This is a genomic window from Niallia circulans (genome assembly GCF_003726095.1).
Classification (GTDB): domain Bacteria; phylum Bacillota; class Bacilli; order Bacillales; family Cytobacillaceae; genus Niallia; species Niallia circulans_A.
In genome coordinates this window covers 1015127-1040484 of the sequence record NZ_CP026031.1, presented here as the reverse complement: position 1 = coordinate 1040484, position 25358 = coordinate 1015127, and the positions used below count along the sequence as shown (strand labels likewise).

Sequence of the window (25358 nt, the reverse complement as noted above, 5' to 3'; positions counted from 1 at the left end):
GAATAGTGGCTTTCATTCCCTTTATGATCACCACTTTTCCCTTGGCTCCTCTGAATAGTGGCGTTCATCTCCTTTTTGAACTCCACTTTTCCCTCGGTTCCTCTGAATAGTGGCTTTCATCTCCTTTTTGAACTCCACTTTTCCTTCGGTTACCCTGAATAATGGCTTTCATCTCCTTTTTGAACTCCACTTTTCCTTCGGTTCTTCTATAAAATGGTTTTCATTCGTATATTAAAATACTGAATCTCCCTCCAATACTCCAAATTTAGCATCCCTCTCTCTTAAACTCACATATTCTAAATCTATAACAATCACCATTTATGAAAAAAGCGATGGTATCTGAACTATGCACGCATAGTCATTCCATCGCTTTTTGTTATTTAACGGGAATCCATATTTCAGAGTAGCAATTTTCGCTTGATGAATCATCATCTGTATAGCGTTCAAAGGAAATAAATCCTGCTTGTTGATAACCACTGGACGGCATCCATTCTGAATATATTTGCTTCCAAACTTTCTGCATACTTTCCGGCATTGGTCCATTCACCTCAAAAACTGCCCACTTTGATGCTGGAATAACGAGCTGATCATATTTTTCAGATTTATCCTCTGTTGCAACCGCTATCCAGTAATCCATATCCTTACCCGCTGCTTCTGACTCCTCTACACAAACACCAAGAACGCCTGGAATTTCTCCCCTAGTCAGCAGCAAAAGCTCGTTCACTGTTCCATTCTTATTAACTTCATCCCACAGTTTTGGAATCTCACGGAGATTTTCATCTTCCTTAAAAGTATAAGATTTTTTCATTCCGACAATCGTAAATGCCTCTTTCTCCACTACTTTTACTTTCATTGGTTCTGCCCCTTTCAGCTGTACTTGAATGACTAGTGGATTGTATATTTTTAGACTACCAATTCCTCGTCTCGTTTCACTTGGTGTTACGCCATGTTGTCTGCGATATGCTTTCGTAAATGCTTCTGGTGTATCATATCCATATCTTAAAGCAATATCGATTATCTTTTCGCTCGAATGAAGCAAACTTTGTCCAGCCATCGATAATCGGCGTCGTCTAATATACTCTCCCACTGGTATATCCGTAAGAATTGTAAATGTGCGTTGAAAGTGAAATAATGAAACATTTGCGATACGCGCAATCGCTTCTATTTCAAGTCTTTCTTCCAAATTATTTTCGATATATATTAATGCCCTTTGTAACCCTTCCAACCATGTCACATTCATCACATCCTTAAAAATAGCATACAGGGATTACTGCAGGATTTCCTGTTCATTTATGCTTGCTTTTGACAGATATATTATTTGTTTTCTTCTCATCAAAATATCGGATTAAAGAAAGGATAGACCGTCCTAAGTAAATACAAAAAAAGGCACCAAAAATAATAAGTGCTGCTAGATAATTGGCGAATATCTTCTTACTGGCAATAAATAATATTAAAAATACTAGTGCGATCAACAAATTGAATATTGGATGTTTTTTCATTTATTCACCTTCCTTTTTTTACAGATTGAATATGTATCGTTACGAAAAATAGGCTGTCTACCCCTATCCCTAGCTCTAGGTTTAGACAACCTTATTCGACTCTAATAGAAAACGTATAATTGGGATTTCCTTGATCCCATTTAGCATAAATCATATAAACATGTGTGCCTTTTTTGGCTGGGACCGTCATTTTATTTTTATCTACCTTGATAAATTCCTCTTCTCCATCTTCAAACACTTCTGCAACCTGTAAAGATCCAGCTAATGGCTTTTTATTAAAATCGATGGTAATAGTTGAATTCGGTTCCACTTTGACAGAACCATTTTGTAACCCCATATCCCAAGGAGATGCATAGACATAATCAACACAAGATCCTTTTAATGAACCTTGCCAGCAATTTGAGCCAATTGTTGTCGGAATTCTATTATTCTTCCATAATACCTCAGGTTTTGGTGGTTTGGAAAAATAAATCGTATCCATTAGAACCCAAATACAGGCAAAAATAAAAGCAATTATTGTTACCACCATAAACATGCGATCTTTTTTGTCCCCTTTCATTCCTCTTTATTATTGGACGATTGATATCGTATAAAAGTTTCGATTTTTCTTTATAAATAGAAAATTCCAGCGATATTATTCCTATTCTCCACCACAGCTTCCTCCACTATCAAAGGAAGATCCGCAGTCATTTCCTCCATCAAAGATAGACGCTTGTGAGCTATCTCCTATTTCTCCTTGAAAAGGCTGATAATTATGGCTATTTATATTGTTTGTCTTTTCTTTGCGAGAAAAAATTTGAGCCACGATAATTGCCACAAATACCAACATTATAATTCCAAACATACTGTATTCCTCCCTCACTAGCTATTCTATTTTATATACGTAGGATAATTGGAAATAGTTTCATATTTTTTTCATATTAAAAGCCGAAAAGTAGTAATCTACCTTTCGGAATAAATTAATTTATGCTCTTTTCCTTATTTCCTTTACCCTTTCCATAACGGAAGGTTTCTTTTTGCTGAAATAATAAAAAATTCCTGTTATCAATAAAATAATTACGATTAATGCTAATGGATTAATATCTGTAGAGAAAACACCATAAGGAATTAACGCAAGGATAAAGAAGTAAAAGAAATTGCCTATTGCTGTGCCAATGGTAAAAGGTCGTATCGATATTTTGCTTACACCAGCAATGATATTTAAAATACTTGTCGGAAAGAACGGAAAAACCCTTCCATAGAACACATAGCGCATTCCTTTTTGTTCGATTTTATCTAACATTTCTTGGTGATTTTGCACCTTTCTAATCACGAAATCTTGGAACCAAAAACGAATGGCTAAAAAGATAATGATTGCGGCTATAATGCTAGAAAACCAACTCCATAAAAAGCCATAGATGAAGCCAAATGAGTAAAAATTGAGGGTAATTACTAAAATTAAAGGAATAACGGTAAAGCTATTTTGGATAATCATAAGGAATAAACTGACAATAAGTGCATAAGAAATATTCTCTTTAAATACAGATGTGACCGAATTTAACTCCCCTTCACGAATCGCCTGAAAAATATCGGTGTATCGGAAAAATATAATAAAGAGGCTTACTGTCACAAAAAATGTGAATGGCTTCCAAAAATGTTTTATACAAATCACCTTTTTCATAAATTATATGTCATATTCTAAAGAGTGGTACACTTTAGATGAATCATTTTACTACAGATTTCTTCCTTTTGATTTTTTTATAATTATCTATTTTCTACCCGTTTCTACTTTTTTTCAATCAGGGTATATTTCTACCCTGAAAAATAGTTAAATCATCCAAAAAAGCAGTTATATTTTACATTAATTTGCAAAATATAACTGCTCTTTTACTCCCCTTTGATCCCAATCTATCAAACTACTTTTTCCTACATCTCTTCTTCAACCCTATCTAACCACTCATTCATATGCGCAGTAAATAACTTTGTCTGTTCAATCTGCAAGTTATGCCCCGCTCGATCTAAAATGGCAAATGTTGCTCTGGGATAATTCCCTAGAATCGCAAACGCATCTTGATATCCGACTACAGAATCTTGTTTTCCTAGTAAAAAGACAGTTGGTTTCTGAAATAGAACATCATCGATCGCAAAAGAAAACCCGTAGTTCTTTTGAATTTTATCCAAAAATGCTGTGTCAGCAATATTGCATCCTGATAAAATTTCCTGCTTGTATCGTTTCCAATTGTATTCATCTAAAACTACTTGATTGGATTTGAAATCATTACGTTCTTCTTCTACTAAGTTGGATAAAAATTCATTATCGGCATAAACAATCGTGTGTTCTGGGAGTGTCCTCTTTTCTTTATCTGGTAAAATCATCGGGCAAATGAATCCAGCGCCTAATATTTGCTCTTTATAGAGCTTGATGATTCCTCTAGTTAAGTAGCCGCCATAGGATTCTCCTATATAATCAGAAATGGTTGATTGGAAATCTTTGTATCTATAAAGCTTGCAACGGCTTTTAACATCTCATCAGAATTACTGATTAAGTCATAATCCATAGTTTTCCCCATACCAGGTAAATCCAAATATATCCGTTTCCAACCGTCGTTCTCTTTAAAAACAGGCTCCATACAACCACTCATGAGTCTATGATCTGGCGTAAATCCATGTAGCATGATAATGGGAATTCCTGCGCCTATTTCTTCATAATATATGTTTGCATTTTTCACTTTGCAGTATGGCATCTTTTATCCTCCCTATTAATTAAAAATGTATGTATCTATGGAAGTTCCTTATTCAAATAATGAGATATTTAAGTCTTTTCCACAGCAGTAGACAAGTAGTGTATGTAATTGAGCTCTATGATGATAGATATGTGCGACTATTTCTAACAACCACTCGTACCTTGAATAGGTTACTCCCCAATATGATGTAGTCCTTTCTTGTAATTCTATTTCTGTGAGATTCATATAAATATCTTTTAATGTTTTATAATTATCTGCAATAGCATTCTTTATATCCTGCATGTTTAGTAATGCAACACTCGAATAATATTCATCCATCTCTTTTTGTGTTGCACCGTTTGATATCAATAAATCAGCCTTACAAATAACGGCAATATGCTCTAAGAGCTCACCTATTGAACGCTTATTATCATCTGGCCTTTGCTGTAGGTCAGCCTCTTCTATAGTCTCTACCATTTCGATTGTTGTTTTTAAAGCTATTTCTATTTGATTTAGTGCGCTACCTATATAGGTATTCACCCTAACTCCCTCCTTACAGCGAATATATGTTCGTTCTTATAATTATAGACGAATCTATCATAAGTTCAATATAAATATTCATTAATTCTGACTTTTAAACAAGAATGAATTTCAAAGCAACCATAGCTTCCATCTTAAATATCCTTGTATAGCTCTTTTTCAATTTGCTATACTTTAAAAGAAACGAACAGGAAGTGGAATTTTATGAAACAGGCTCTTATAATCATCGACATGCAAGAAATTTTCTTTAACCATCCCAAAAACTATTTATACGATAGAATTCAACTAGTAAAAAACATCAATATACTAATCAAGCAAGCACATGAAAAAAATATTCAGGTTATCTTTATTCAGCATACAGATCCGAATGAGCAGTCCGCGCTTTATGAGGGCAAGAACGATTGGAAATTGCATCAAAATCTATTGTTATCTACTACTGATAAGATAATTAAAAAATCAAAATGGGATGCATTCTACAAAACAGAACTTTTAGAGTATTTAAAAAGCAAGGCAATCGAACAGCTTATTTTCGCTGGTGCACAAACGGAGTTTTGTCTTGATACTACTATCAGAGCAGCCTATAGCTTGGGATTTCAGCAAAATCTCCTTTATCAAAACACTCATAGCACCATTAACGGCTCTATTTTAAATGCAGATAATATTATTGACCATCATGAATCTATTTGGAATAACCGTTTTTTAACGATCAAAAAGGGAGAACTGAAATTATAAATATCTTCTGGTGGAATACGCTATGTTATTTTTTTATTACTCTAGATCGTAGTATTAGGAGAAGATTAAATGAATAAATTATACTTGATTGATGGATATGGCGGATCACCAAAAATAAATTGGCTTTCTGATATAAAAAAAGAATTTAAGAATTCCTTCCATATACAAATAGTGGACTATACAGATGCCACAATTGCAAATGTTACGCAATGGGATCTTGATTTAGATAGAGCTATCAAAGAACCGAACAATGTTTATTTTATTTGCCACAGTTTAGGCTGTATTACGTTTTTAAGATACCTTTTACGTCATAATGTACAAATTAAAGGGGCTATTTTTGTTTCTGGATTTGCAGAACCCATTGCAGCGTTCCCACAATTTGATCCCTATATGCAAGAATTAAATTTGGATAAAATCAAGCATTTACTGGGTGCATCCTTTTTTATTTCATCCAGAACCGATAAAATCATCGATTGGCAAATCTCGAATTCCTTAGCAAATAAACTTGAAATTCCTTTTATTTTATTACCTTCTGGCGGACATTTTACTTCTGGAGAAGGAATTATTGAAATGCCATCTGTCAAACATATTATTAAAGCAAAATGGTTATGACATTCCAATGGTAAGTTTTCTTGTACAAGAAAACTTACCATTGGCGAATAAAACAAAGCGATCCTTCCTAAAGGAAGCATCGCTACTTTATCTATTCAGTAAGAAATCCTAAATATGGAGATTAGTTCTTTTTTTCGGTTGTAGCAGGATTGCTAGTATTTTCTGTATTTTTACGATTCTTAACCCCTTTGCTTTTATAGGGTTTGTTACTCTTAGCTTTATTGGCACTAGCCTGCCAACGATTCCAGCCTTTTTTATCTGTTCCTCTGCCTGTACCGCCTTTACCTTTAGCCTTAGCTTTACTCATAAAATCAACTCCGATTTTTCTTATATATTACGTATCATTAGTTAGTCTTATCCTTTTATTCTGGTAAAAAACGTACATAATGAACTATAAGTATATAACAGTCTGCTATTGTTTGAAACATTAACCTTTTCAAAAGTTGATTTCTCGTGCTTTCTCTTCTCTACAACTTTCGCGTTTTCTCCATAGCAAAATATGGCACTAAAAAAATGAAACCATTTTTCTATCAAATCCGTAGAATATGATGAAGATGACTTTTGTGAAGATAAAATTGATTTTAAAGTAATACGCTTTATAATAGACAGTCATCTCTTCTACAAATGATAGATCATAAAAAACTGTCCTGAGGAGTGAAAAATATGAATAGTACCGCTATCTTTATTATTGCATTAGCCGCAATAGCTGTATGGTCTATACAAATTTATGAGCTTTTGAAGCCATCGAAAGAACAAAACAATCGCAAAATCGTTTTATTAACATCTGCTGGCTCTTTATTCACGATAATTCTTACCGTTTCATTTTTTCAAAATATCCCATTTTTTCAATAAGATACTTATAATGAGTTAAAAATTATCATGATTAATTCTTCTCGATAAGAATAACAAAATAATCCTCCCTCTTTTTATTTCAAACATAACAATCCTTTAACAATTTTATTAAATTTTCTATTTTTGGAAAATTACGTCGAAAAAAAGGAGTATAATGGAAATAAAAATAGGGGGAGGTTGTTGAAATGATTACTTTATTAGAAGATATTGCCCAACATGGACTAAAAGATACGAAACTATACATCATGAAAACAACTGATTCGTTTGTTATTTCCATCCCTAAAATTAATTGGTCTACCGAAATAAGCAATGAAGGATCTCCACATGATCAATTCGACCATTTACTACATTCTTTAACTTTTCATATGTTTGAAGGAGACTGTTCCCAACTAGCTGAAAGTATCACAACTTCTATTAGTAAATATGAAACTTCATAATATATTATAACTTCCATCAAGTGGAAGTTTATCGCCCACTTGATGGTTTGTTGTAACCTTCTGATCTAACCGCGATTTTCCCATCTAATTTCCTCAAATAGTTTGACTCTTGCTAACCATTAAGAACCCATTCTACCTTTCTAATTGTATATAATTTGTTATCCTTGTGACTTTTTACGATCCCCTATTTTTCGGTCTACAATATCTCTACTAGTGCGGTCTGAGGCAATTTAATTTTGCATAAACTGGCACAAATACGCTAAAATGATTAAGATAAACACTAGAATTTTTTAAAGGAGTTTTTTTATTGGATTTACTTTTTGCAAGTGAGCGACTAGGTTTTCGTTTATTAACAATAGAAGATATAGATGCATGTGAACAATTTTGGGGAAATGAAGAAGTTATGAAATATTGTGGTGGCAGCACTTCTTCTGCATTATTGCCTCAAGTTATTGACTTTTATCAGCAATGCCAAAAAGATTTTGGCCTTTCCGTTTATGGCGTTATTGATTTGACAACCAATCTAGTTATTGGAGCAGCAGGCTTTAATATCGAAGAATCTGTTGATCAAGCTGAACTTATTTTCCATTTCTCCAAAGCTAATTGGAATAAAGGGTACGCTACAGAAGCTGGCATTGCCTGTTTAACGTTCGCAAAAGAGCAAGGGAATATCCAAAAAGTAATTGCTTCTGCAAGTATTGAGAACAAGGCTTCCTTAGATGTACTCGGCAAAATTGGTTTTCAGTATATGGGCATTAAATATTTCGAGGATACTGAGCAGGAAGAAGCTTATTTTGCGTTTGTTTTATAGGTAAATAGATAGTTATTTATTGTAAGAAAAAAGGGATAATTCCCCTTTTTTCTATACCGGATGGTTCAGCCCTTTTACATTTTCAAGCAGGTACATTTAAAAAATGTGTGCCAATCCTTATGGAAGGATACGTCTACTTCTGTTTTCTGAAACAAACATTATTATCTTATGAAAAATAATTTAATAAACAATCAAAAGAATGAATTTCGGCAAATGGCATAATCTCGGTAGGATTCTTGATCTTTCGAGGATTAAACCATACACCTTTTATATGGGCATTTTGACAACCATTTATATCTATTTCTATGTCATCCCCAACGAATAATGCTTCCTCTGGCTGAACATTCAGCATATTTAAAGCCAGTTCAAATATACGTTTGTCAGGTTTACTCACCCCCACTTCATCGGAAATAATAATTGGATCAAAATAGCTATGTAAATTGGTATTCTGTATTTTTGCTTTTTGTCTATGGATTGTACCATTTGTGATAATTGCAACCCTCGCTTGATTCTTTATCTTATTTACTATATTTATTCTCGCTTGGTTTACAGAAAAACAATAAGGAAAATGCTTATTCCAAAAAGCTAATATGTCATTATGTGGAATTCTGTATTTTGGTGGAAACATAGCAAAAAATGATTCTAAAACTTTTGTTTTATCTTTTTGACCGTAGCTTTGCTTGTCCTGTTTTTTGAATTCTAACAACATTTCCCTTTTTAAGGAATCACTAATATCTACATAACACTTTTCTAACAGAATGAAAAATAACTTTTCTACTGCTTTATCTCTATCAAGCAAAGTATCATCTAAATCAAATAGAACTGCTTTATAGCTGCTCATCATTCACTGCCTTTCTCTCATAATTATCTAAACAGACTTTTTTATACGGTTAAAATTAACTAACAAACATCATTTTAGATGCTTTGTACAATTATACAAAGTACAGTCCCAACTTCCATTCATATTATTTAAAATAGTTAGTGAAGTATTTTCTATAAAAGTATCTTGAAAAACTGCTGGAAGTATCTGTTTTAGGGTCAGTCCAATAAAAGCTCCATGACTAACGATTAATATCCTTTTTCCTGGGTATCGCAAAATTATTTCCTCTAAAAACTGCTCTCCTCTTTTTGCAACCTCTTCAAACTTCTCCATTTTTAATCTAGCTCACTCCAATTGCTACCCCATTTGGAAATCCTTTCTTCCAACGTTGTCCCTTCTATTTTGCCACAATCTATTTCGCGCACTCTTTTTTCTATATGACTTATGGGTAAGTTAATTTTTTGTCCAATTATTTCTCCTGTCTCTATTGCTCGAGACAAGTCACTTGTAATAAGAATATCCCATTTTTCTTCCTGTTATAGTCTATTTGCTATAGCCATTGCTTGTTGTTTTCCAAGTCTATTTAATGGAATATTTGAAATCCCTTGTGCTTTCCCCAGTGTATTCCATTCGGTAATACCGTGTCTTATAAGACCAATAGTTGTCATTCTTCCCTCACTTATTTTCTTGTCTTTGTTGTGATTCTTTACTACATTAAAATCCTACATAAAAAGGTTGTCGCTTCTCATCCAAACAGTATTCTATTCTTTGTCTAAAATTCTTATATTTCACCATGTTGAGCGCTTCCTCAATAGGGAAAAATCCTACTTCTAAACTTTCTGGTGATGTAGTAAATTCCCCGCCAACCGGTTTAGCTAAGAATAATGTATTGCATATAGAACCATTTACATTCTGAAAGATTCCACAAAATTTTATTACTTCAATATCAATTCCTGATTCCTCTTTTGTTTCTCTTATCGCAGCAGCTTTCAGTGACTCTCCCTCTTCCACTTGGCCACCTGGCATTTCCCAGCCTCTTTTGGGTCCTTTGATTAATAAAATTTCCTTTTGTTCATTGATGACAATCGAAGCAGCCGAAACAATATGTTTAGGCGGTGCATATTGCGGTTGTGTATTTTGAGTCAATTGCTTTCCCCCATCCCTTCTTTTTTTGCGATTTTTTGCAATCTTTCCATTATTTTACCATAAATTTCTCCTACGAAAAAATACCTCCTTTTCTAGTTGAAAAGAAAGTATTTTTTCGTATTTATTTTTTCACCATTTCAATGGCTCTATTAACTGCTTTGCGAGCTAATTCTTTCTCTCCTAGGTTATCATCAGCCTGAAGCATTTCCATTACTATTTTTGTTGCTGTCTTTTTATTGCGAGTAATCGGAAATATTAAAGCATACAGCTTGAGTGCTTGTTTTTTATTCATACTTCTTTTCACTACAAATCGCTTAGATTTAATGCGAGCGTAACTTTAAATAGATCGCCATCTGTCTCGATTTTCATCATGCCTTGGTGTAGATCTATGATTGATTTCGCAATCGCAAGTCCTAGACCTGATCCTTCTGTATGCCTCGATGTATCCCCTCGTTTAAAACGCTCATATAATTCATCAAGATTATCGTCAAGCTCATACTTAGATATATTTTTAAACTGCAAAATAGCTTGGTCTTTTTCTAGTTTAATGGAAATATAGACACGTGAATGCTCTAAAGAATATTTCAAAATATTGCCTATTAAATTATCAAATACTCTCCAAAGCTTCTGACCATCTACAGTTGCATAAATCGACGGTTCTTGATTGGTTACACGAAAATCAAGTGTTGTCGCTTTAATTGTTTCATCATATTCACCTAACGCTTGCTGTAAAAGCTGCACTAAGTCTATTTTTTCCTTCTTTAATTCCACATTGCCGCTGACCATTTTCGAAACCTCGAATAAATCATCAATTAGTACTTTTAATCGTTGGGATTTCCGATCGATAATACCTAGATATCCCTCTTTTTCTTCCTCAGATAGATTTTTTTTCTTCAATAATTCCGTGTAATTGATGATTGATGTTAAAGGTGTTCGCAAATCATGACTGACATTCGTAATTAACTCTGTTTTTAGGCGTTCGCTTTTTTCTTGAGCATTTTGGGAATAAATCACGCCATTTTTTAGTGTATTGATTGTCTCTGCTAATGCTGAAAGTTCACTAGATGTTTTTATATCTAAGTCACTTACTTTTCGACCGCTCCTGATTTCCTTTGTATATAGAACTAACTGACCTAGAGACTTTGCATTTTTCACTAAATAATGGATGGCTGGTATGCCGATAATTATGACCGCAATAAGAAAGAACAACACAAAAAATGGTTCCACAATCACTGCCATTAAACAAAATCCTAGCGCGAAAACAATCATTAAACAAAGGATTAATTTAGTCACTGGACTTCTACTTGAAAATAATAGCAGCATTGGTTTTCCGATTGTTTTAACACATTTTCCAACAAATGTTTTTGTCCAAATTGATTTATCGCCTTTTACTATTTCCTTATATAATAGAGACATTTGGATAAAGGACAAGGATATAAACAGCCAAGCTAAACAGCCAAATAATATAATTTCCTTCCAAAAGGAGCCCTCATTATATAAAGCTAATTCTATTTGATCATTTACTCCCCATACACTTATAATGGCAACAGCTATACTTATAAGGAGAAAAATAATCCCAATATCAATAGGAATTTTCTTATAAAATGGGAACTCCCATTGTGTTAAATTTCTTCTTTTTGTTAAAAGGAGAATACAGCTGGCAACTAGGCTGATGATACTAATAACACTAAAGTAGATCACTTGCTTTTGTTGCGTTTTATAATTATCCATGTCTGTATGCAGCATACTTTTGGCACTTAGATTTTCAGGAACCGCAATAACTCCTTCAAAGCTGCCGATATTCTTCTTGATGTCATTTAGAATAGACACTTCTATAGCAACATCATCGGAATCACCAAACTCATACCAAGGAGAATTTATTGAAATATAATGCTGTTCCCACTCATCTTTTGGGTCTATATGGATATCGCTAAGAAATTTTGTTTTTTTCTGTTTCAGCTTACTCTCAATCGTTTCGCCAGGTGCAAGATCAACATTTGTTACTATTTTTCCAGTTTTGTTATTTTCAAAATAAAAAAGGAAGGAATCAGTCCAGTCTTTATACTCATATTCTCTATTCTGTAATTCTTGATAGTATTCATCTAATTGCCTTGCTTTTTCTTTCTTAATCTTATCTTCTACGTATTCATCACTTTGGAAATTTTTCGTAATATCAGCTATTTTCTTATCTCTTTCTTCTGTATATAGCTGTTCTGCTTCTGAGCTTCCTGTTTCTTTAGCGGTCTGAATTTGCTCTTCATACTGACTTTTTATGTTTTGAATTTGTTCATTTAAATCACCATAATAATAACGGTATTCATTTATTTCTTTAGCTGATACGGTTATTTTTTTCTTTGCCTCTTCAATCGGAACATAATATAACTCATTTTCACTTAGAAGATCCTTATAATATTGCATTCTTTCTTGAAATATCGATGTTTGATAAAAATCCGTGTGTAAATAACGGTTAAACCACATATCTACAGATACAATTCCACTCAGCGCGAGTGTAATAAGCAGTGTCCAAACAATAAAAAAGCCTTTACTTCTCGATTTTGTAGCCAATGCCCCACACCACCTTTAAGAAGCGAGGATTTTTTGGATCCACTTCAATTTTTTCACGTATTTTTCGTATATGTACTGCTACCGTATTTTCGGCATTGTATCCAGGTTCTTTCCAAACACTTTCATAAATTTCTGCAATCGAGAATACTCTGCCTGCATTTTTCATCAATAAAACAACAATTTTATATTCAATCGGAGTCAGCTTTACACTTTCTCCATTTACCGCAACTTCTTTCGCCTCCTGGTCTAATGTTAATCCATGAAGGTCTATTTTTTTCTTCACACCATCAAAGGTGCCAAGTGTTACATATCTTCGCAACTGCGATTTCACTCGTGCAACAAGCTCCATTGGATTAAATGGCTTTGTGATATAATCATCTGCCCCTATTTGCAATCCCAATATTTTATCTGTATCCTCGCTTTTGGCTGTCAGCATAATAATCGGAATATTTTTTTGCTCGCGAATTTTATAAGTAGCCGAAATTCCATCTAAATTTGGCATCATAATATCCATTAAAATTAAATGGACTGTTTCTCCCATTAAAATCTCCAATGCCTCTATTCCATCACTTGCTTTTAATACCGTAATCCCTTCGTTTTTAAGATAAATTTCAATAGCATCTCTTATTTCTTTTTCATCGTCCACCACGAGCACATTGACATTCTCCACCTTAAAACCACCTGCTTTCTCTCTCTTTCGCTGTCTCTATCATAGAAAAAAATTCTTAACATCTGCCAAGCAAAATTCTTAAGAATTTCTTAATATTGTATCTACCAATTCGATTCTCTTATTCTATCAAAGGAAAATGCTGTTCACATCCACATTTTTCTGCTTTTTTAATAAAAAAATTAAAAAATGGTTTTCAACAGTGACGATGAAAACCATTTTTTTTATTGCTTTGCCTTTATTTGTTCCCGTATCTTCTCCAATTCTTCAAGGGATAATTCCCCTAATGACTCTTTTATTTCTTTCTCCATGCGTTTGCGGTTTTTCTCTCGGTATTGATTCCACCAGTCGCGTAGTCCTTCTGTCTGATCCAATATGTAATCAATGTCGATTTCTTCTACTTCATCATCGGAAATATACTCCAATACGGCTGCCAGCATCCGGTTTAATTTATCTTCTTCTCCTTCTTTCTTTTTCGTATTCGTCTGTTCCTTTTCTACTTCTTCACTAATCTCTACATCCTTGCGAGGCATTGTTCTTCTCCTAACTGTAATTCTGTTTTTTCTAGTATTTCCGCTAGACAAATCTCTATTCTTCCAGTGCAGGAAAAAACAAAAATACAGCGAATGTTTAGAGTAAATTAATGTTTAGGGAGTGGATAAAATGAAACCACGTCAGGAAGTTTTGCTTAAACAATTAGAAACCTATCGAAAGGAACTTTTAGGGACTGTTGAATTGGTGACAGAAGAACAAGCAGAAATCATTCCAGCGGGCTTTAGGAATAATATCCGCTGGAATCTTGGTCACCTATACGTTGACCAGTTATTATGGATTGAGGCATTGACTAAAGTACCCACTGCTATCTCAAAACAATTCAATCAATGGTTTGGTTTCGGTACTACGCCAGCCAACTTTACAGTGGAGACACCTTCTTTTACGGAATTAAAAGTACTTTTGCAATCACAACCACAAGCAATATTAGAGAAATATGGAGCTATTCTCGAAAAAGAATATCCACCAATTGATATGGGCATGCATACAATCGAACAAGTGCTGGTTCGTACGATTTTTCACGAAGGCATGCATTTACAGGTGATTAATGATATAAAAAAACTTATCTAACTAAAAATAGTCGGTCTCCAGCAAGTCTTAGCTTTCCCTAGTCGCATTTATGTAGAGTAATATATCAGACTAATTGATTCCATAACAAGAGGGATATCCCCACCAGTTTGTACAAATGATTTAGTATACTTAAAAACTATATGTTCAACAGCATGGTCAGTAAATAAAATACTCCTCTCCTGTAGCAACTGTTAAAATTGATCTATCCTAATACAGCTGTTTAAAAAAATTTTGTAAAGTTTATATGCAAACCAGATTCCTTGAGGATATCCATTAAACTCGTCATTGGCTATCATTTCTAATTTCAGCTTTTGAGGCGTGACCGATTAACTAGCTCTCGCACCCACCTCAAAAGGAGAAATAGAAATTCGGGCGTTTTCATTTCCCTTACTTAATACGAGCCTTATTCTTTAAGGATTCCTTGATCTAACGAATAAAGATAAATAATAATATGCTCCTGAGTTAGCAGATATCGCTACTACCGTCCTAAAATTAGAATCTGACTCTAGCTTTTGGAGGCATTTAGATAATCAGGATATATTTTTACTATTGTTTTTTGCTATATTGATTGTATTATTTTTTATTAAATGAACTAATAAGGCGATTAAAGGCAAAGCTGTTCCAATTAGCAATGGTACTTCACTATTAAATTTATAGTATGAATAACTTCCAATCCATGAACCAAATGCTCCTCCTAAAAAGAAAATAGTCATATATAATCCATTAAGTCTATTTCTTTCCTCGGGGTTCAAACTAAAAATAACTTTTTGACCTAATAATAAATTTCCTGATACCCCAACATCGATGCTAATGCCTGAAATTAAGATCAGAATTATACTCAATGGTGAATGATCTTGAACAAAAAATAATAGTACGATAGATAATAGAACGAGTGCCATTGATACATTAGTCATTGCAAAAATATAGCCTTTATCTGCTAGTTTACCAATAGTAGGAGTTAATAAAGCACCAGCAATTGCAACAAATCCAATTAATGCAATTTCATTATTTGAAAAATCTAATGGTTCCGACCTTAATAAAATTGGGAGTACCGTCCAATAAAGGCTAAATGTTGCAAATAAACATGCGTGATAAAATGCTCTTTGTTGTAAAGGAGAAGTATTTATTAGCAGCTTCACCATAGAAGCAATTAAATTGGAATATGACATATTACTATTTGATACAACTTCATAATTAGGCAAAAATTTTAAAATAATCAGTAATACAGCAACAAGGATTATTAATGAAAATAGAAAAACCATTCTCCAGCCGTACCATTCAGTTATTCCGATAGATAGTGGACGAGCAATCATAATTCCAATCAATAAACCACTCATCACTTTACCTACATATTTACCTGTCTCCCCAACAGGTACAATCCTTATAGTTAGTGGAACTAATATTTGAGCTGCACAGGCCCCAATACCAATGATGATTGTTAATAACAAAAAGACAATTCCATTAGAAGAAATCAGTGTACCAATTAATGAAATAACGGTTAGCCCGATCAGAATAGTAATTATTTTTTTGCTTTTAAATAAGTCAGCCATTGGAACAATAAAAAATAATCCCAATCCATATCCAATTTGGGTCAAAGTAGTGAGCAATCCTGATAAATTAGAAGAGATGTTTAGATCTTTTGCAATGAACTGTACGATTGGTTGAGCATAGTAAATATTAGCAGCAAGTGATCCGCAACTAATTGCCAAAATGAAAATTAGAAAATTTGTTTTTTTAATCAATTTTATCAATCCTTTTGTTTATTTTGGTACGATCGTTCCGAAATACTAAAAAAAGAAAGACTATAGGTCTGCAATAGTCTTATCCACTAGATTATAGGCTAGATTTTTCTCTTTTTTGTATCTGGACATTAAATTAATGCTATGATTTAAACTTAATAAAGAATATGCAACTAATTCAGAGTCAGCCTCTTGTGAAATTTCTCCTTTCTTTTTTCCTTCTTCAATGACTTGCTTAAATACTTTTTCTAATTCATTAAAATCATTTATAAGTATTTCTTCTATGGAAGGATCAATATGTCCAATAAGCAGTGAAGAATTAGTTATAATACAACTTTTTGGATTGTCATCTGAATAGCATTTTTCAATATGTTGATAAAAAAAAGATTTAAGTGATCCTTTAGTGTCTATTCCGCTAAAAAGTAAATTTCTTTTTTGGCGGCCATAGTTTTTATAATGTTCTAAAACCAGTTTAAATAGTTCATCCTTATCTCCAAAACTCTCATAGAGTGTTGATCGACTTATTCCCATCTTTTCAATAAGATCTGATATGTATGTAGCATCATAGCCTTTTTCCCAAAATAAATACATAGCTTTATTCAAAGCCTGTTCTTTATTAAAGCTAATCCTTCTACCCAATTTATAACACCCCCATTCATATAAAGTAGTATAAAGTTTCCGGAACGAAAAGTCCAGAAAAAACATATTCTTAATCAAATCTTATGTTAAGAGCGCTTTTCTGGAACAATGAAAAATGTTCTTTTGTGCTTTAGAATACATTGAATTAATAAATTTGCGACATAAGGAGATGAAAAAGATGAGTTAAAAAACTCACCTTAGCTTGTCGACAAAAAGATATTGGAGAAGTAAAAATGCATTTTCATGCGTTGCTTGGAGTGGAGGGGGTGAGACTCCTGTGGGATTAGCGAGACAGTCTGAGACCCTGCAGGCTGTAAGCCGAAGCGGCTCAGCGCGAGCCCCACGGAAAGCGAACCCCCGGAGCGGAAAGTAACGTCTAAATTCAAAGAGATTAATAAATATACTTTACTCAAACTTCTATTTCCAAAATTCAGGAGTTTGTCTACAGTCTGAGATGAGTTAAAAAACTCACCTTTTTTCATACTGAACAGAGTAATATTAGTATGCTTGCACAATGATGCATTCAAAAACTTCATAAGCATTTTAGCTGGGTTGGACAATTTTAGTTCAACCTCAAGACTTTCATTAGTTTCAATTTATTTAGTACAAATAGAACATTTTAATTGTTTATTTTTATTCACAAAAGCACTATGTATAAATATTAGGCTTTAAAATAATAGTGGTGCGCAGTTCGCATAAATAGTAAAAGAGTGATTTTCAGTAAACAACACGAAACAGAAACAGAAAGCATACCCTCTTGATATTTGACGAAGAGTTGTTTAATAAAGGTGCTAGAAAATAGTCGGTACCATACCTCCATCCATACGGATCGGAGAACCTTTGAAGGCGGATGCATAAGGGCTGCATATAAAGGCAGCTAATCTACCTATCTCAGTTGGTCTGATAAATCGCTGGATTTCAGACTGAGGTAGATTTGTAGTCATAAATTTTTTCTCTTTTTCTGAAAATGTCATATCTTCATTAGGATACATCCCCTCAATTATTTGATGAACATTTTCGGAGAGTGTTGGACCTGGCATAATCGTATTAACAGTGACTTCTTTTCCTATTGTTAATTTAGATAGACTTTTTGACAATGATAAAAGCATTGTTTTTGTCATACAATATTGCGGCATTTGTCCCGAAGGCATAACTGCTTCTTCACTCGCAATAAAAATAATTCTACCAAAATTATTTTTTATCATTTTCGGTAAGTAAAATTTAGATAATCCATTTGCGGCAAGAACATTGGTATGGATATACTTTTCCCATACTTCATCGTTGACGTCCTCGTATTTCATTATTTCATAAATCCCCATATTGTTAACTAAAATATCAATTTGAGGATGCTTTTTAAATAATGCTTCCCTTTGTTGAATATCTACTATATCAACAGTGGCATTTTGAGGGAAGGTATCAGGGAACTCTAGTTTAATTTCATTTACAGTTTGTTCCACCTCCTCGTAATTTCGGCCATTAATTAGTACATTAACACCTTCTTTTGCTAGTTCAATGGCAATTCCTTTGCCGATCCCTCTTGATGATCCAGTGACTAAAGCTGTTTTATTTTTTAAATCTAGCTGCATAATCCATTGCTCCTTTTAGTTTTAAGTAAATTCTAGTTATTATTAATACTTATCCGACTGTTAATACAGTTCTAAAAGTAAACGGTCAATTAATCAAGTTTAAACCGAAATATTCAGTGCGCCATTTTAAAGGAGTAGCGCCTTCCCAAAGATGAAAGGCTCGATAGAAGGAGCTTTGGTCTTCATATCCAATTAAAAAGGCGACCTCTTTAATATCAAGTGAGGGGTCTGCCAGGTACTCTTTTGCCTGCTCATGTCGAACTTTTGTTAACAAATGCTTAAAGCTCGTGCCTTCTTCCATAAGCCGCCGCTGCAAGGTACGATCGCTTACCCCTAACTCGCTCGCGATAGTCTGAATATCAGGGCGACCTCCTGTTAGGCTGCGTTTCATGATCCACTTGACTGTCTCAGTAATAGAAGGTCCTCGTGCCTGCTCATTCAACGACTGTTCCAGTACGGGAGTTAATATTTCTAGCAATTCTGCATTGTATGAGACAAAGGGACGATCTAGATCTGCTCGATGTATAGTCAACCTGTTACAATTTGTACCGAGCTGAATTCGGCAGCCAAAGTAAGCTTCAAGTAACTGTAGGTCGCCAATTGAATGGGTCGAAAATTCTACGAAGCTTGCTGTCAAATGTTGACCTGTACCCCGACGTCCCAGTTCGAGAAGAAATGCCATCGTAATACCAATTAATATGGTCAGACCGGGTTGTTCACTATGCAATGATTTTATTTCAATTGTACAGTGTTCCCCTTCCTCGGTAATATGTAAGCTTTCAGGAGGGCACAGTTGTTTATACCTAGCCATCCGCTTTAAGGCATCACGGTAGTCACGAGCATGGTAAGTTGCTAAGACAGTCGGTGGGAAATGATCTGTTTCAAAGGATGTCGCAAGCTTGATGATTCCTTTCGCAGTGTCATCAATGAGAGCGGCATAAGCCTGCCATATCGCAAAATATTGGGCTGTGGTGACAACTGAATCAGAAATAATGGTTAATGGCAATTGTGCTTTTCGAACTACATCGAGAGCGTCTATCCCCAATTGACTTAATCCTGTCCAAAATCCTGCCGGAACTTTAATACGGTCAGAAGCATACAACGTCATATATGGGCCTCCTTTCTCTATTTACATTAGTAGGTTTTAAGTGTAATTGTGTCCTTCTTTACAAATGGTACCGTTTAATAATACCTCCCCGATAATGTCTTGTAACTAGCAAACCGCGACAAATCACTTGCAAACTACGCCAATATTATAAATAATGATTTTTTATTAGTCGTTACTATTCCATTTTATTTCTTATTGTTGGCGTATATAGGATATGAAAAACGGCCAGACAGAAATCCGGTCGTTTTTCATGTTAATTACATATCTAATTGGATTGTCTTTTCCTTTTTGTGTTCTAAAAGAGAAACCTATTATACTTGAAATCTTTTGTTCCTTTCACCTTGTTTTCAACTTTTTATGTAGCTGCCACGCGAAGACTTTAATACCATAAAAATAGCTATAGCTAATCCAAGTACTCCTACCCAGGTTATGGAACCTAGCGATACTTTTTCTACAAATATCCCACCAATTCCTGCCCCTGCAGCCATCGATAATTGCATCATTGACTGGTTTAGTCCTAGAAGCACACCTGATGATTCTGGTTTTATGGTTGCCAAATTGAACTGTTGTGCTGGAGCTGATGTCCACGCAGCAAAGGACCACAATATTAGGATGATTACAACACCAACATAAATGTGCGTGATTAATGATAAAAGAATAAGCATAACAATGTGTAGTAGCATTGAACCTATTAATGTACGTGATACACCCCATTTGTCTGTACTATAACCACCGAATTTCGAGCCGAATAAACTAGCAACTCCGAATATAAGCAGAACACCACTTAATAATTTTTCATGGATACCCGAAATGTTCAAAAGGTAAGGAGATAAATAGGTATAAGCAACTGAATACCCGCCAAGCCAGAAGAAGGTGATGGATAAACCAATCGCTACTTTTCGATCCTTTAGTAGAGAAAGTTGTTGTATTAATGGAACCGGTTCATCCCCTTTTGTTGGTGGTATTACAAATGAGATGATGATCATCGCTAATAATCCAAGTAACGCAATTCCGCCAAATACTGCTTTCCAGTCAAATGCATCTGTAATAATTCGCCCTAGAGGAACACCAATGATTAAAGATGCTGTAAAGCCCATGACTACAGTAGCTATTGCACTACCTTGTTTACCATCAGGTGCTATTTTTGCCGCGATAGTCAGAGCTGTAACAACTACCATTCCAGCACCTAGTGCCATTATTATTCTTGAGAAAACAAATAACGTGTAACCTGGCAATAAGAATGCAAGTATGTTTGCTATCACAAACAAGCCTAATGATACGATTATAAGCTTTCGTCTATCCATGCTTGACGTAAGTGCCATAAGAATGGGTGTAAAGATTGCATAGACAAGTGAAAATATCGTTATTAATTGTCCTGCAGCCGCCAAAGTAATTCCTAGTGAATCTGCAATGTTATCCAATACACCAGAGATAATATACTCCGATGTTCCAACTAAAAAACTAATAAGTGCTAAAATATAAATTTTAAATGTGTTAGACAAAATAATCTCTCCTTCGTATAATATATTCACATATCTAGAAAAGACGATATGATAATCATAATTATAAACATATCGTGATATGTCGATATGTTTAGCGTAAATAAAGCTGAATTCTCCGAGAGAATTCAGTTACATTTACTTTAGATCTCTTGCTCCAAAATAGCTGCAATATTTTTTATTGCTTCTTCATCTCTTTTGTAATACGTATACTTTCCAATACGCTCTGTCTTAATCAAACCAGCTCGCAAAAGTATATTTAGGTATTGAGAAGCTGTCGATTGCGTCATTTTTAATTGCTCTGTTATTTGACTAACGCATACCCCTGTTTTTCTCATATCAATCCCTTCATGGGGTACAAAATGACGTTCAGGTTCTTTTAGCCAGTGTAAAATTTGCAGCCTTGATTCATTTGATAAGGCTTTAAAGATTTCAATAGGTTTCATGTCTTTTATTATATCTAAAAAATGCGATATGTCAATTTGTATTTAGTTAAATTTACAGATGAGGGAAGTGTTATAAAATATAAACATCTATTCTTGCGTTGACAAAGCAACTGCTAGTATCCCGAAAATTGCTTTTGTAGAGCTATTTATCTTTTGTATATGACTTATCCTATCAACTAAATTTTTTCTATTATTGATAATTCCGTTGTTAGCAATCGGAACAGACCATTTTATAATAGGTATCTTCCTTTAATTTCTTTTCTCCTTTTTCCTTTCAACAAAAACATCCTTCGAGAATAAGACATACACTAAATATGGTCTTATTCTCGGAGGATTTCTTCTTCGGTACGTTTTTATCCTGTTTTGTAAATTTTCAGTAGTGCATTATTTTTTATTATCTTTTGCAATCTTCTTAATCAAAGCTGGCAGCCAATCATCCAGATTCGTAAACGTAAATCCTGCTTTTTCTGCCTTTTCCGTATTCATATACCATGATGCAGGAATAGCATACGGAGAGAAATTTTCTTCATCTCCGTCAAGGGTAATTTTTGCAGTATGCCCTGTAACCTTTTCGATTATATGGATTAATTTTTTCATTGTAATCTTCCCATTTGCTGTCGCATTAAATGGCCCTTCCACCTCTGAAAAACCTGCCCACTTTAAAAATGCGGCCGCTTCCGAAGCAAGAATAAAGGACATTTCTGCCTCCGTATTAACAAAGCCGATCATTCTATCCTGTTGAATCCGCTCAACATGAAAATGCAGGCGGCGCGTGTAATCATCTTCCCCTAACACAATTGGAAATCTTACCGCAACAACGGGGAAATCTGCATAATGGAAAAATGCTGCTTCTGCCTGCCGCTTTCCTTCATCATAAACAAACTCGTTCTTCTCAAGTTGTATAGGATAGTTGTATGGATGAAAATCTGCCTCCCTTTTTTCGTTTCCATCTACAGAATAAGTAGATAAAGAGGAAGTAAACACCAGCTTTCCAATTTTCCCATTAAATACTTCACAAAAGTCTTTTGCTTCATTAGGCGTATAACAGATATTGTCATAAACAATATCATAGGTTTGACCTGCGAAATGATGTTGTAATTGTTCCTTTCTAGAACGATCAGCAATAATATGTTTCACTTCGTTGCCAAAGGGATGACTTACTGTCCCCCGAGTCAGAATCGTAACACGGTGTCCCTCTTTCAAAAGCATTTCCACAAGCTTCCTTCCAAAAAAACGGGTGCCGCCTAGCACTAATATATTTTTCATCTTTTTCTCCCAGTCTATGACGTTATTTAAAAAATTCCATAGAATGAAGCTAATTCCTCTTTTTAATCCATGATTTTATTTCGATAAAACTATTATTTTGCAATAAAATATTCTATATTTACAATCTGTTCTTTCTGGATTATGGGTGTCACCCCTTGAACAACTTGGTCCCCGTTATTCCACATTTCTGAGCTACGCAATTTAGCTAAATCGAAAATTCTTTCCCAGCTTTGTTCCTTTGTAATCGTTAATCTTCCCTCGTCGAATAAAGTATCTTCCTCCTCAGTCATAGGGCAAAAACCGTTATTTAACACACAATGCCAAGCATAAAAATCAGAAAACAGAATTTGATTTTTTGGTATCTCGACTGTTAAACATACAGCTTTTGTTCCTCTATTAAAATTCCTTCCCTCTGTAAATTTGGTTTGGTCGTCCACACCCAAATAGGATAGGAACCATTATGATTCAGCCTCTTACTCATTTGTTCTATCATCCATTTATAAGCAGGAAGAAAATCTTTATCTACAAATTCTGCGTTTCCAGTTAAATAGCCAGTTTTATTTAATCGATTTACCACTTCGATTGTTTGGTTGGTGAAATATATAGGCATTTATCTATCAAGCTCCTTCTCATTTTTATAAAAGCTGCAAATACAGCCATCAAATAAGGACATTTGCTTTCTTCTATTTCCGAAAAAACAACAATATGGTAATATTAAACAAAATAGGAAAGGAGATGATATAATACAGATTTTCTTTGGCGTTGGATCTTTTGTTATTTTTATTATATTGCTGATGGCTTATATCCTTGAATTTTTTATGGATTTCTCTATTCCCAATACTCTTTCTATTATACTCCTTTGGCTTCTTCCTCTCATTGGGATTAACTTTGGTTTCTTAAAAAAAGGAGTCATTCAAATTAGCGGCCTTATCGGCAATGTCCTTATCTTTTGTTACTTCAATTTTTTAGAATGAACCTTGATTTCCAATTATAATAGATTTTTTCTGGAGATGTTTATTTGCCGCAAACGCAATCATACGTACTCATCTTACTAATAAATGCCGCTATTTTTTGCCTACATTTGTATTTGTTCTTTTATTTGAACGATATCGATTTTCTTTTACAGCTTTTCTTTTTTATCATTATTTTTTTGCCTATAAATTTATGGATTTAGCGCAGTAACTGGTAGATAAGTTTTTATCATCACTGGATATGTATATATGTATTACTCCTTTTCGTCACGCTTATATTCTTTCTATTCCAATTATTGCTAACAGATAAGACGGAATTTATTCCTAAAGGAGAATTCTACTTTGATTTATTTTTAGCTCTTTATGTTTTTTCTTTGATAGAGTTATTACTACTAATTTTTTTAAACGAGGTTACTTTTATTAAAAAAAATGGTTAGGAGTGTTTCATAATGAATAAGTTACATTTATTGATAAAAATTTTGATTACTGGTTTAGGTCTTCTATTAATCTTAACAAACATTGATACTCTTTGGTACAACGTTTTTATTGCATTTGTCATTGTCTATCTAATCTGTGACTTGCTTTTAAATATGTTTCGCAAAAAGGATAATGATGAAAGAGTGCAATAAATAATTGCACTCTTCCATCATTTTGGCGGCTATGCTTGAAAAAATATCCTCAAAACACTAGTTAACATAATAATATTATTATAAATTATTCTAGTGACCTATTTATCAAGCATTCTTCTTTTGCTCTTTTCTCGACCATGAAAAATAGAATAATAGAAAGCTGGTGAATGAATTGAAGTTACCACTAAAGCAACTAGAGAAAATAATTGGATCACTTCCATCTATTTCTCTTGTTGCTGAACAAGGCAGTACCTCAACCGTTTATCAAGTGGAAACTAGAAGTGGCACCTATATACTAAAAAGTGCTTTTGAAGAAAAATATCGCGATTGGCTACAGACAGAAGCAAGTGTTTTAGAAAAGTTAATCGGGAAAGAATTTATTCCTGTTCCGTATTACTATGGTTTTTTAAAGGAACAAGCCAGCAGTCATTTAATCATGTCCTATGAACAAGGGATTACCTTAACGGCAGCTTTAAACCAAGCAAAAACAGACACAGAGAAATGTGCTTTAGTTCAAAGCTTTGGCCGACTTTTACATAAACTGCATACTACAGAAATATTGGATCCTTTCCATTATGCAAATGAATGGCTATCTGAACGTCTCCTAAAAGCAGAGTATTATGTAAAAAAAGGATGGACAGAAGGATCCATTGAACTTCTCACTTTGTTGAAAAATAACAAGCCAGCGCCAATAAACCAAACGATTATACATGGAGATTGCACAACAGACAATATTCTTGTTGTGAATGGTGCTGCAACAAAGTTCATTGATGTCGCTGGCATGACAGTTGGTGATCCTCGCTATGATGAAGCATTGGCCATTAGAAGCTTTGTTCATAATAAAAAGTTTAAAGAAGCGTTTTATGCAGGCTATAAACACTATCAGATTACCATAGATGAATTTCGATATTTTGACGAAGGCTTGTATGAATTTTTCTAATACCAAAACAAATTGGTTAATGAGTGGCAC

At 34.0% G+C, this 25358-nt stretch carries 31 protein-coding genes and 3 pseudogenes; 8 read left to right on the top strand and 26 right to left on the bottom strand.

All coding sequences use genetic code 11. The features are described from left to right. Window positions 1-376 precede the first annotated feature (376 nt). The 7 genes and pseudogenes from C2I06_RS04790 to C2I06_RS04760 all read right to left on the bottom strand — a co-directional run bounded on the left by C2I06_RS04790 (window position 377) and on the right by C2I06_RS04760 (window position 4741). Window positions 377-1240: an AraC family transcriptional regulator gene (locus C2I06_RS04790; RefSeq protein WP_338134270.1), complete on the bottom strand. Its 864-nt coding sequence runs from the start codon at window positions 1238-1240 to the stop codon at window positions 377-379. A 46-nt stretch (window positions 1241-1286) separates the two neighbouring features. Then, the gene (locus C2I06_RS04785; protein WP_095328372.1) at window positions 1287-1499 is read right to left on the bottom strand and encodes a hypothetical protein; all 213 of its coding nucleotides are present in this window, start codon (window positions 1497-1499) and stop codon (window positions 1287-1289) included. A gap of 91 nt (window positions 1500-1590) precedes the next feature. Then, on the bottom strand, window positions 1591-2058 hold the full coding sequence (locus C2I06_RS04780; protein ID WP_095328371.1) for a hypothetical protein: 468 nt from the start codon (window positions 2056-2058) through the stop codon (window positions 1591-1593). Between the two features lie 81 nt (window positions 2059-2139). Next, window positions 2140-2343 (bottom strand): hypothetical protein, encoded by a 204-nt coding sequence (locus C2I06_RS04775; protein ID WP_095328370.1) that lies wholly within the window; start codon window positions 2341-2343, stop codon window positions 2140-2142. Between the two features lie 120 nt (window positions 2344-2463). Further along, window positions 2464-3159, bottom strand: coding sequence for a TVP38/TMEM64 family protein (locus tag C2I06_RS04770; RefSeq protein WP_095328369.1), 696 nt, complete (start codon window positions 3157-3159; stop codon window positions 2464-2466). 245 nt (window positions 3160-3404) lie between these two features. Further along, window positions 3405-4222 (bottom strand): annotated as a pseudogene (locus tag C2I06_RS04765) (alpha/beta fold hydrolase). Between the two features lie 48 nt (window positions 4223-4270). Next, entirely contained in the window at window positions 4271-4741 is a 471-nt protein-coding gene (locus C2I06_RS04760; RefSeq protein ID WP_095328367.1) for a DinB family protein, read from the bottom strand. Window positions 4742-4945: 204 nt separating this feature from the next. Here C2I06_RS04760 and C2I06_RS04755 point away from each other — a divergent pair, with 204 nt between their 5' ends. Together C2I06_RS04755 and C2I06_RS04750 are read left to right on the top strand one after the other, a co-directional pair. Continuing rightward, window positions 4946-5473, top strand: coding sequence for an isochorismatase family protein (locus C2I06_RS04755; RefSeq protein ID WP_095328366.1), 528 nt, complete (start codon window positions 4946-4948; stop codon window positions 5471-5473). 69 nt (window positions 5474-5542) lie between these two features. Next, window positions 5543-6085, top strand: coding sequence for an RBBP9/YdeN family alpha/beta hydrolase (locus tag C2I06_RS04750; protein ID WP_095328365.1), 543 nt, complete (start codon window positions 5543-5545; stop codon window positions 6083-6085). A gap of 121 nt (window positions 6086-6206) precedes the next feature. On the opposite strand, the gene C2I06_RS04745 is transcribed toward C2I06_RS04750, so the two are convergent. After that, entirely contained in the window at window positions 6207-6392 is a 186-nt protein-coding gene (locus tag C2I06_RS04745) for a DUF3934 family protein (RefSeq protein WP_095328364.1), read from the bottom strand. Between the two features lie 356 nt (window positions 6393-6748). Between C2I06_RS04745 and C2I06_RS04740 the strand changes: the two genes are divergently transcribed. From C2I06_RS04740 to C2I06_RS04730, 3 genes are all read left to right on the top strand, one after another. Beyond that, window positions 6749-6937, top strand: a complete 189-nt coding sequence (locus C2I06_RS04740; protein ID WP_095328363.1) for a hypothetical protein — start codon at window positions 6749-6751, stop codon at window positions 6935-6937. A gap of 185 nt (window positions 6938-7122) precedes the next feature. Next, on the top strand, window positions 7123-7374 hold the full coding sequence (locus C2I06_RS04735; protein WP_095328362.1) for a YueH family protein: 252 nt from the start codon (window positions 7123-7125) through the stop codon (window positions 7372-7374). Window positions 7375-7681: 307 nt separating this feature from the next. Beyond that, window positions 7682-8185, top strand: coding sequence for a GNAT family N-acetyltransferase (locus C2I06_RS04730; protein ID WP_095328361.1), 504 nt, complete (start codon window positions 7682-7684; stop codon window positions 8183-8185). A gap of 166 nt (window positions 8186-8351) precedes the next feature. Here the strand turns inward: C2I06_RS04730 and C2I06_RS04725 are convergent, their stop codons facing one another. From C2I06_RS04725 to C2I06_RS04700, 8 genes and pseudogenes are all read right to left on the bottom strand, one after another. After that, window positions 8352-9026, bottom strand: a complete 675-nt coding sequence (locus C2I06_RS04725) for an HAD family hydrolase (protein WP_123259113.1) — start codon at window positions 9024-9026, stop codon at window positions 8352-8354. A 69-nt stretch (window positions 9027-9095) separates the two neighbouring features. Then, entirely contained in the window at window positions 9096-9338 is a 243-nt protein-coding gene (locus C2I06_RS25740; protein WP_275068586.1) for a histidine phosphatase family protein, read from the bottom strand. Between the two features lie 2 nt (window positions 9339-9340). Next, a pseudogene (locus tag C2I06_RS25735) lies at window positions 9341-9673 on the bottom strand (histidine phosphatase family protein). Window positions 9674-9719: 46 nt separating this feature from the next. Continuing rightward, on the bottom strand, window positions 9720-10151 hold the full coding sequence (locus C2I06_RS04715) for an NUDIX hydrolase (protein ID WP_095328360.1): 432 nt from the start codon (window positions 10149-10151) through the stop codon (window positions 9720-9722). Window positions 10152-10272: 121 nt separating this feature from the next. Further along, window positions 10273-10443, bottom strand: coding sequence for a hypothetical protein (locus C2I06_RS24860; RefSeq protein ID WP_164463623.1), 171 nt, complete (start codon window positions 10441-10443; stop codon window positions 10273-10275). Between the two features lie 11 nt (window positions 10444-10454). Continuing rightward, window positions 10455-12716: an MFS domain-containing histidine kinase gene (locus C2I06_RS04710; RefSeq protein ID WP_123257563.1), complete on the bottom strand. Its 2262-nt coding sequence runs from the start codon at window positions 12714-12716 to the stop codon at window positions 10455-10457. Further along, entirely contained in the window at window positions 12694-13386 is a 693-nt protein-coding gene (locus tag C2I06_RS04705) for a response regulator transcription factor (protein ID WP_095328358.1), read from the bottom strand. Before C2I06_RS04705 ends, C2I06_RS04710 begins: the two co-directional genes overlap by 23 nt. A gap of 221 nt (window positions 13387-13607) precedes the next feature. Continuing rightward, a complete protein-coding gene (locus C2I06_RS04700; protein WP_095328357.1) occupies window positions 13608-13916 on the bottom strand; it encodes a hypothetical protein in 309 nt (102 codons plus the stop codon). A 130-nt stretch (window positions 13917-14046) separates the two neighbouring features. Here C2I06_RS04700 and C2I06_RS04695 point away from each other — a divergent pair, with 130 nt between their 5' ends. Continuing rightward, a complete protein-coding gene (locus C2I06_RS04695) occupies window positions 14047-14505 on the top strand; it encodes a DinB family protein (protein WP_095328356.1) in 459 nt (152 codons plus the stop codon). A gap of 530 nt (window positions 14506-15035) precedes the next feature. Here the strand turns inward: C2I06_RS04695 and C2I06_RS04690 are convergent. The 10 genes and pseudogenes from C2I06_RS04690 to C2I06_RS25435 all read right to left on the bottom strand — a co-directional run bounded on the left by C2I06_RS04690 (window position 15036) and on the right by C2I06_RS25435 (window position 23398). After that, window positions 15036-16247: an MFS transporter gene (locus C2I06_RS04690; protein ID WP_123257562.1), complete on the bottom strand. Its 1212-nt coding sequence runs from the start codon at window positions 16245-16247 to the stop codon at window positions 15036-15038. Window positions 16248-16307: 60 nt separating this feature from the next. Next, window positions 16308-16883 carry a TetR/AcrR family transcriptional regulator gene (locus C2I06_RS04685; RefSeq protein ID WP_095328354.1) on the bottom strand — a complete coding sequence of 192 codons (576 nt, stop codon included), beginning with the start codon at window positions 16881-16883 and terminating at the stop codon, window positions 16308-16310. A gap of 791 nt (window positions 16884-17674) precedes the next feature. Further along, window positions 17675-18469, bottom strand: coding sequence for an SDR family NAD(P)-dependent oxidoreductase (locus tag C2I06_RS04680; RefSeq protein WP_123257561.1), 795 nt, complete (start codon window positions 18467-18469; stop codon window positions 17675-17677). Between the two features lie 85 nt (window positions 18470-18554). Beyond that, window positions 18555-19577 (bottom strand): AraC family transcriptional regulator, encoded by a 1023-nt coding sequence (locus tag C2I06_RS04675; protein WP_095328352.1) that lies wholly within the window; start codon window positions 19575-19577, stop codon window positions 18555-18557. 347 nt (window positions 19578-19924) lie between these two features. After that, on the bottom strand, window positions 19925-21079 hold the full coding sequence (locus C2I06_RS04670) for an MFS transporter (RefSeq protein WP_123257560.1): 1155 nt from the start codon (window positions 21077-21079) through the stop codon (window positions 19925-19927). 140 nt (window positions 21080-21219) lie between these two features. Continuing rightward, the gene (locus C2I06_RS04665) at window positions 21220-21522 is read right to left on the bottom strand and encodes an ArsR/SmtB family transcription factor (RefSeq protein ID WP_047940192.1); all 303 of its coding nucleotides are present in this window, start codon (window positions 21520-21522) and stop codon (window positions 21220-21222) included. A 384-nt stretch (window positions 21523-21906) separates the two neighbouring features. After that, the gene (locus tag C2I06_RS04660; RefSeq protein ID WP_095328350.1) at window positions 21907-22788 is read right to left on the bottom strand and encodes an NAD-dependent epimerase/dehydratase family protein; all 882 of its coding nucleotides are present in this window, start codon (window positions 22786-22788) and stop codon (window positions 21907-21909) included. A 92-nt stretch (window positions 22789-22880) separates the two neighbouring features. After that, the gene (locus C2I06_RS25440; protein WP_249928280.1) at window positions 22881-23078 is read right to left on the bottom strand and encodes a hypothetical protein; all 198 of its coding nucleotides are present in this window, start codon (window positions 23076-23078) and stop codon (window positions 22881-22883) included. 27 nt (window positions 23079-23105) lie between these two features. Further along, a pseudogene (locus C2I06_RS25925) lies at window positions 23106-23150 on the bottom strand (hypothetical protein); the annotation flags it as partial. Between the two features lie 8 nt (window positions 23151-23158). After that, window positions 23159-23398, bottom strand: coding sequence for a DUF3841 domain-containing protein (locus tag C2I06_RS25435; protein WP_249928279.1), 240 nt, complete (start codon window positions 23396-23398; stop codon window positions 23159-23161). Between the two features lie 810 nt (window positions 23399-24208). Here C2I06_RS25435 and C2I06_RS04650 point away from each other — a divergent pair. Both C2I06_RS04650 and C2I06_RS04645 read left to right on the top strand, forming a co-directional pair. Continuing rightward, window positions 24209-24388 (top strand): hypothetical protein, encoded by a 180-nt coding sequence (locus C2I06_RS04650; protein ID WP_123257559.1) that lies wholly within the window; start codon window positions 24209-24211, stop codon window positions 24386-24388. Between the two features lie 163 nt (window positions 24389-24551). After that, window positions 24552-25328, top strand: a complete 777-nt coding sequence (locus C2I06_RS04645; RefSeq protein ID WP_235850185.1) for an aminoglycoside phosphotransferase family protein — start codon at window positions 24552-24554, stop codon at window positions 25326-25328. Window positions 25329-25358: the final 30 nt, after the last annotated feature.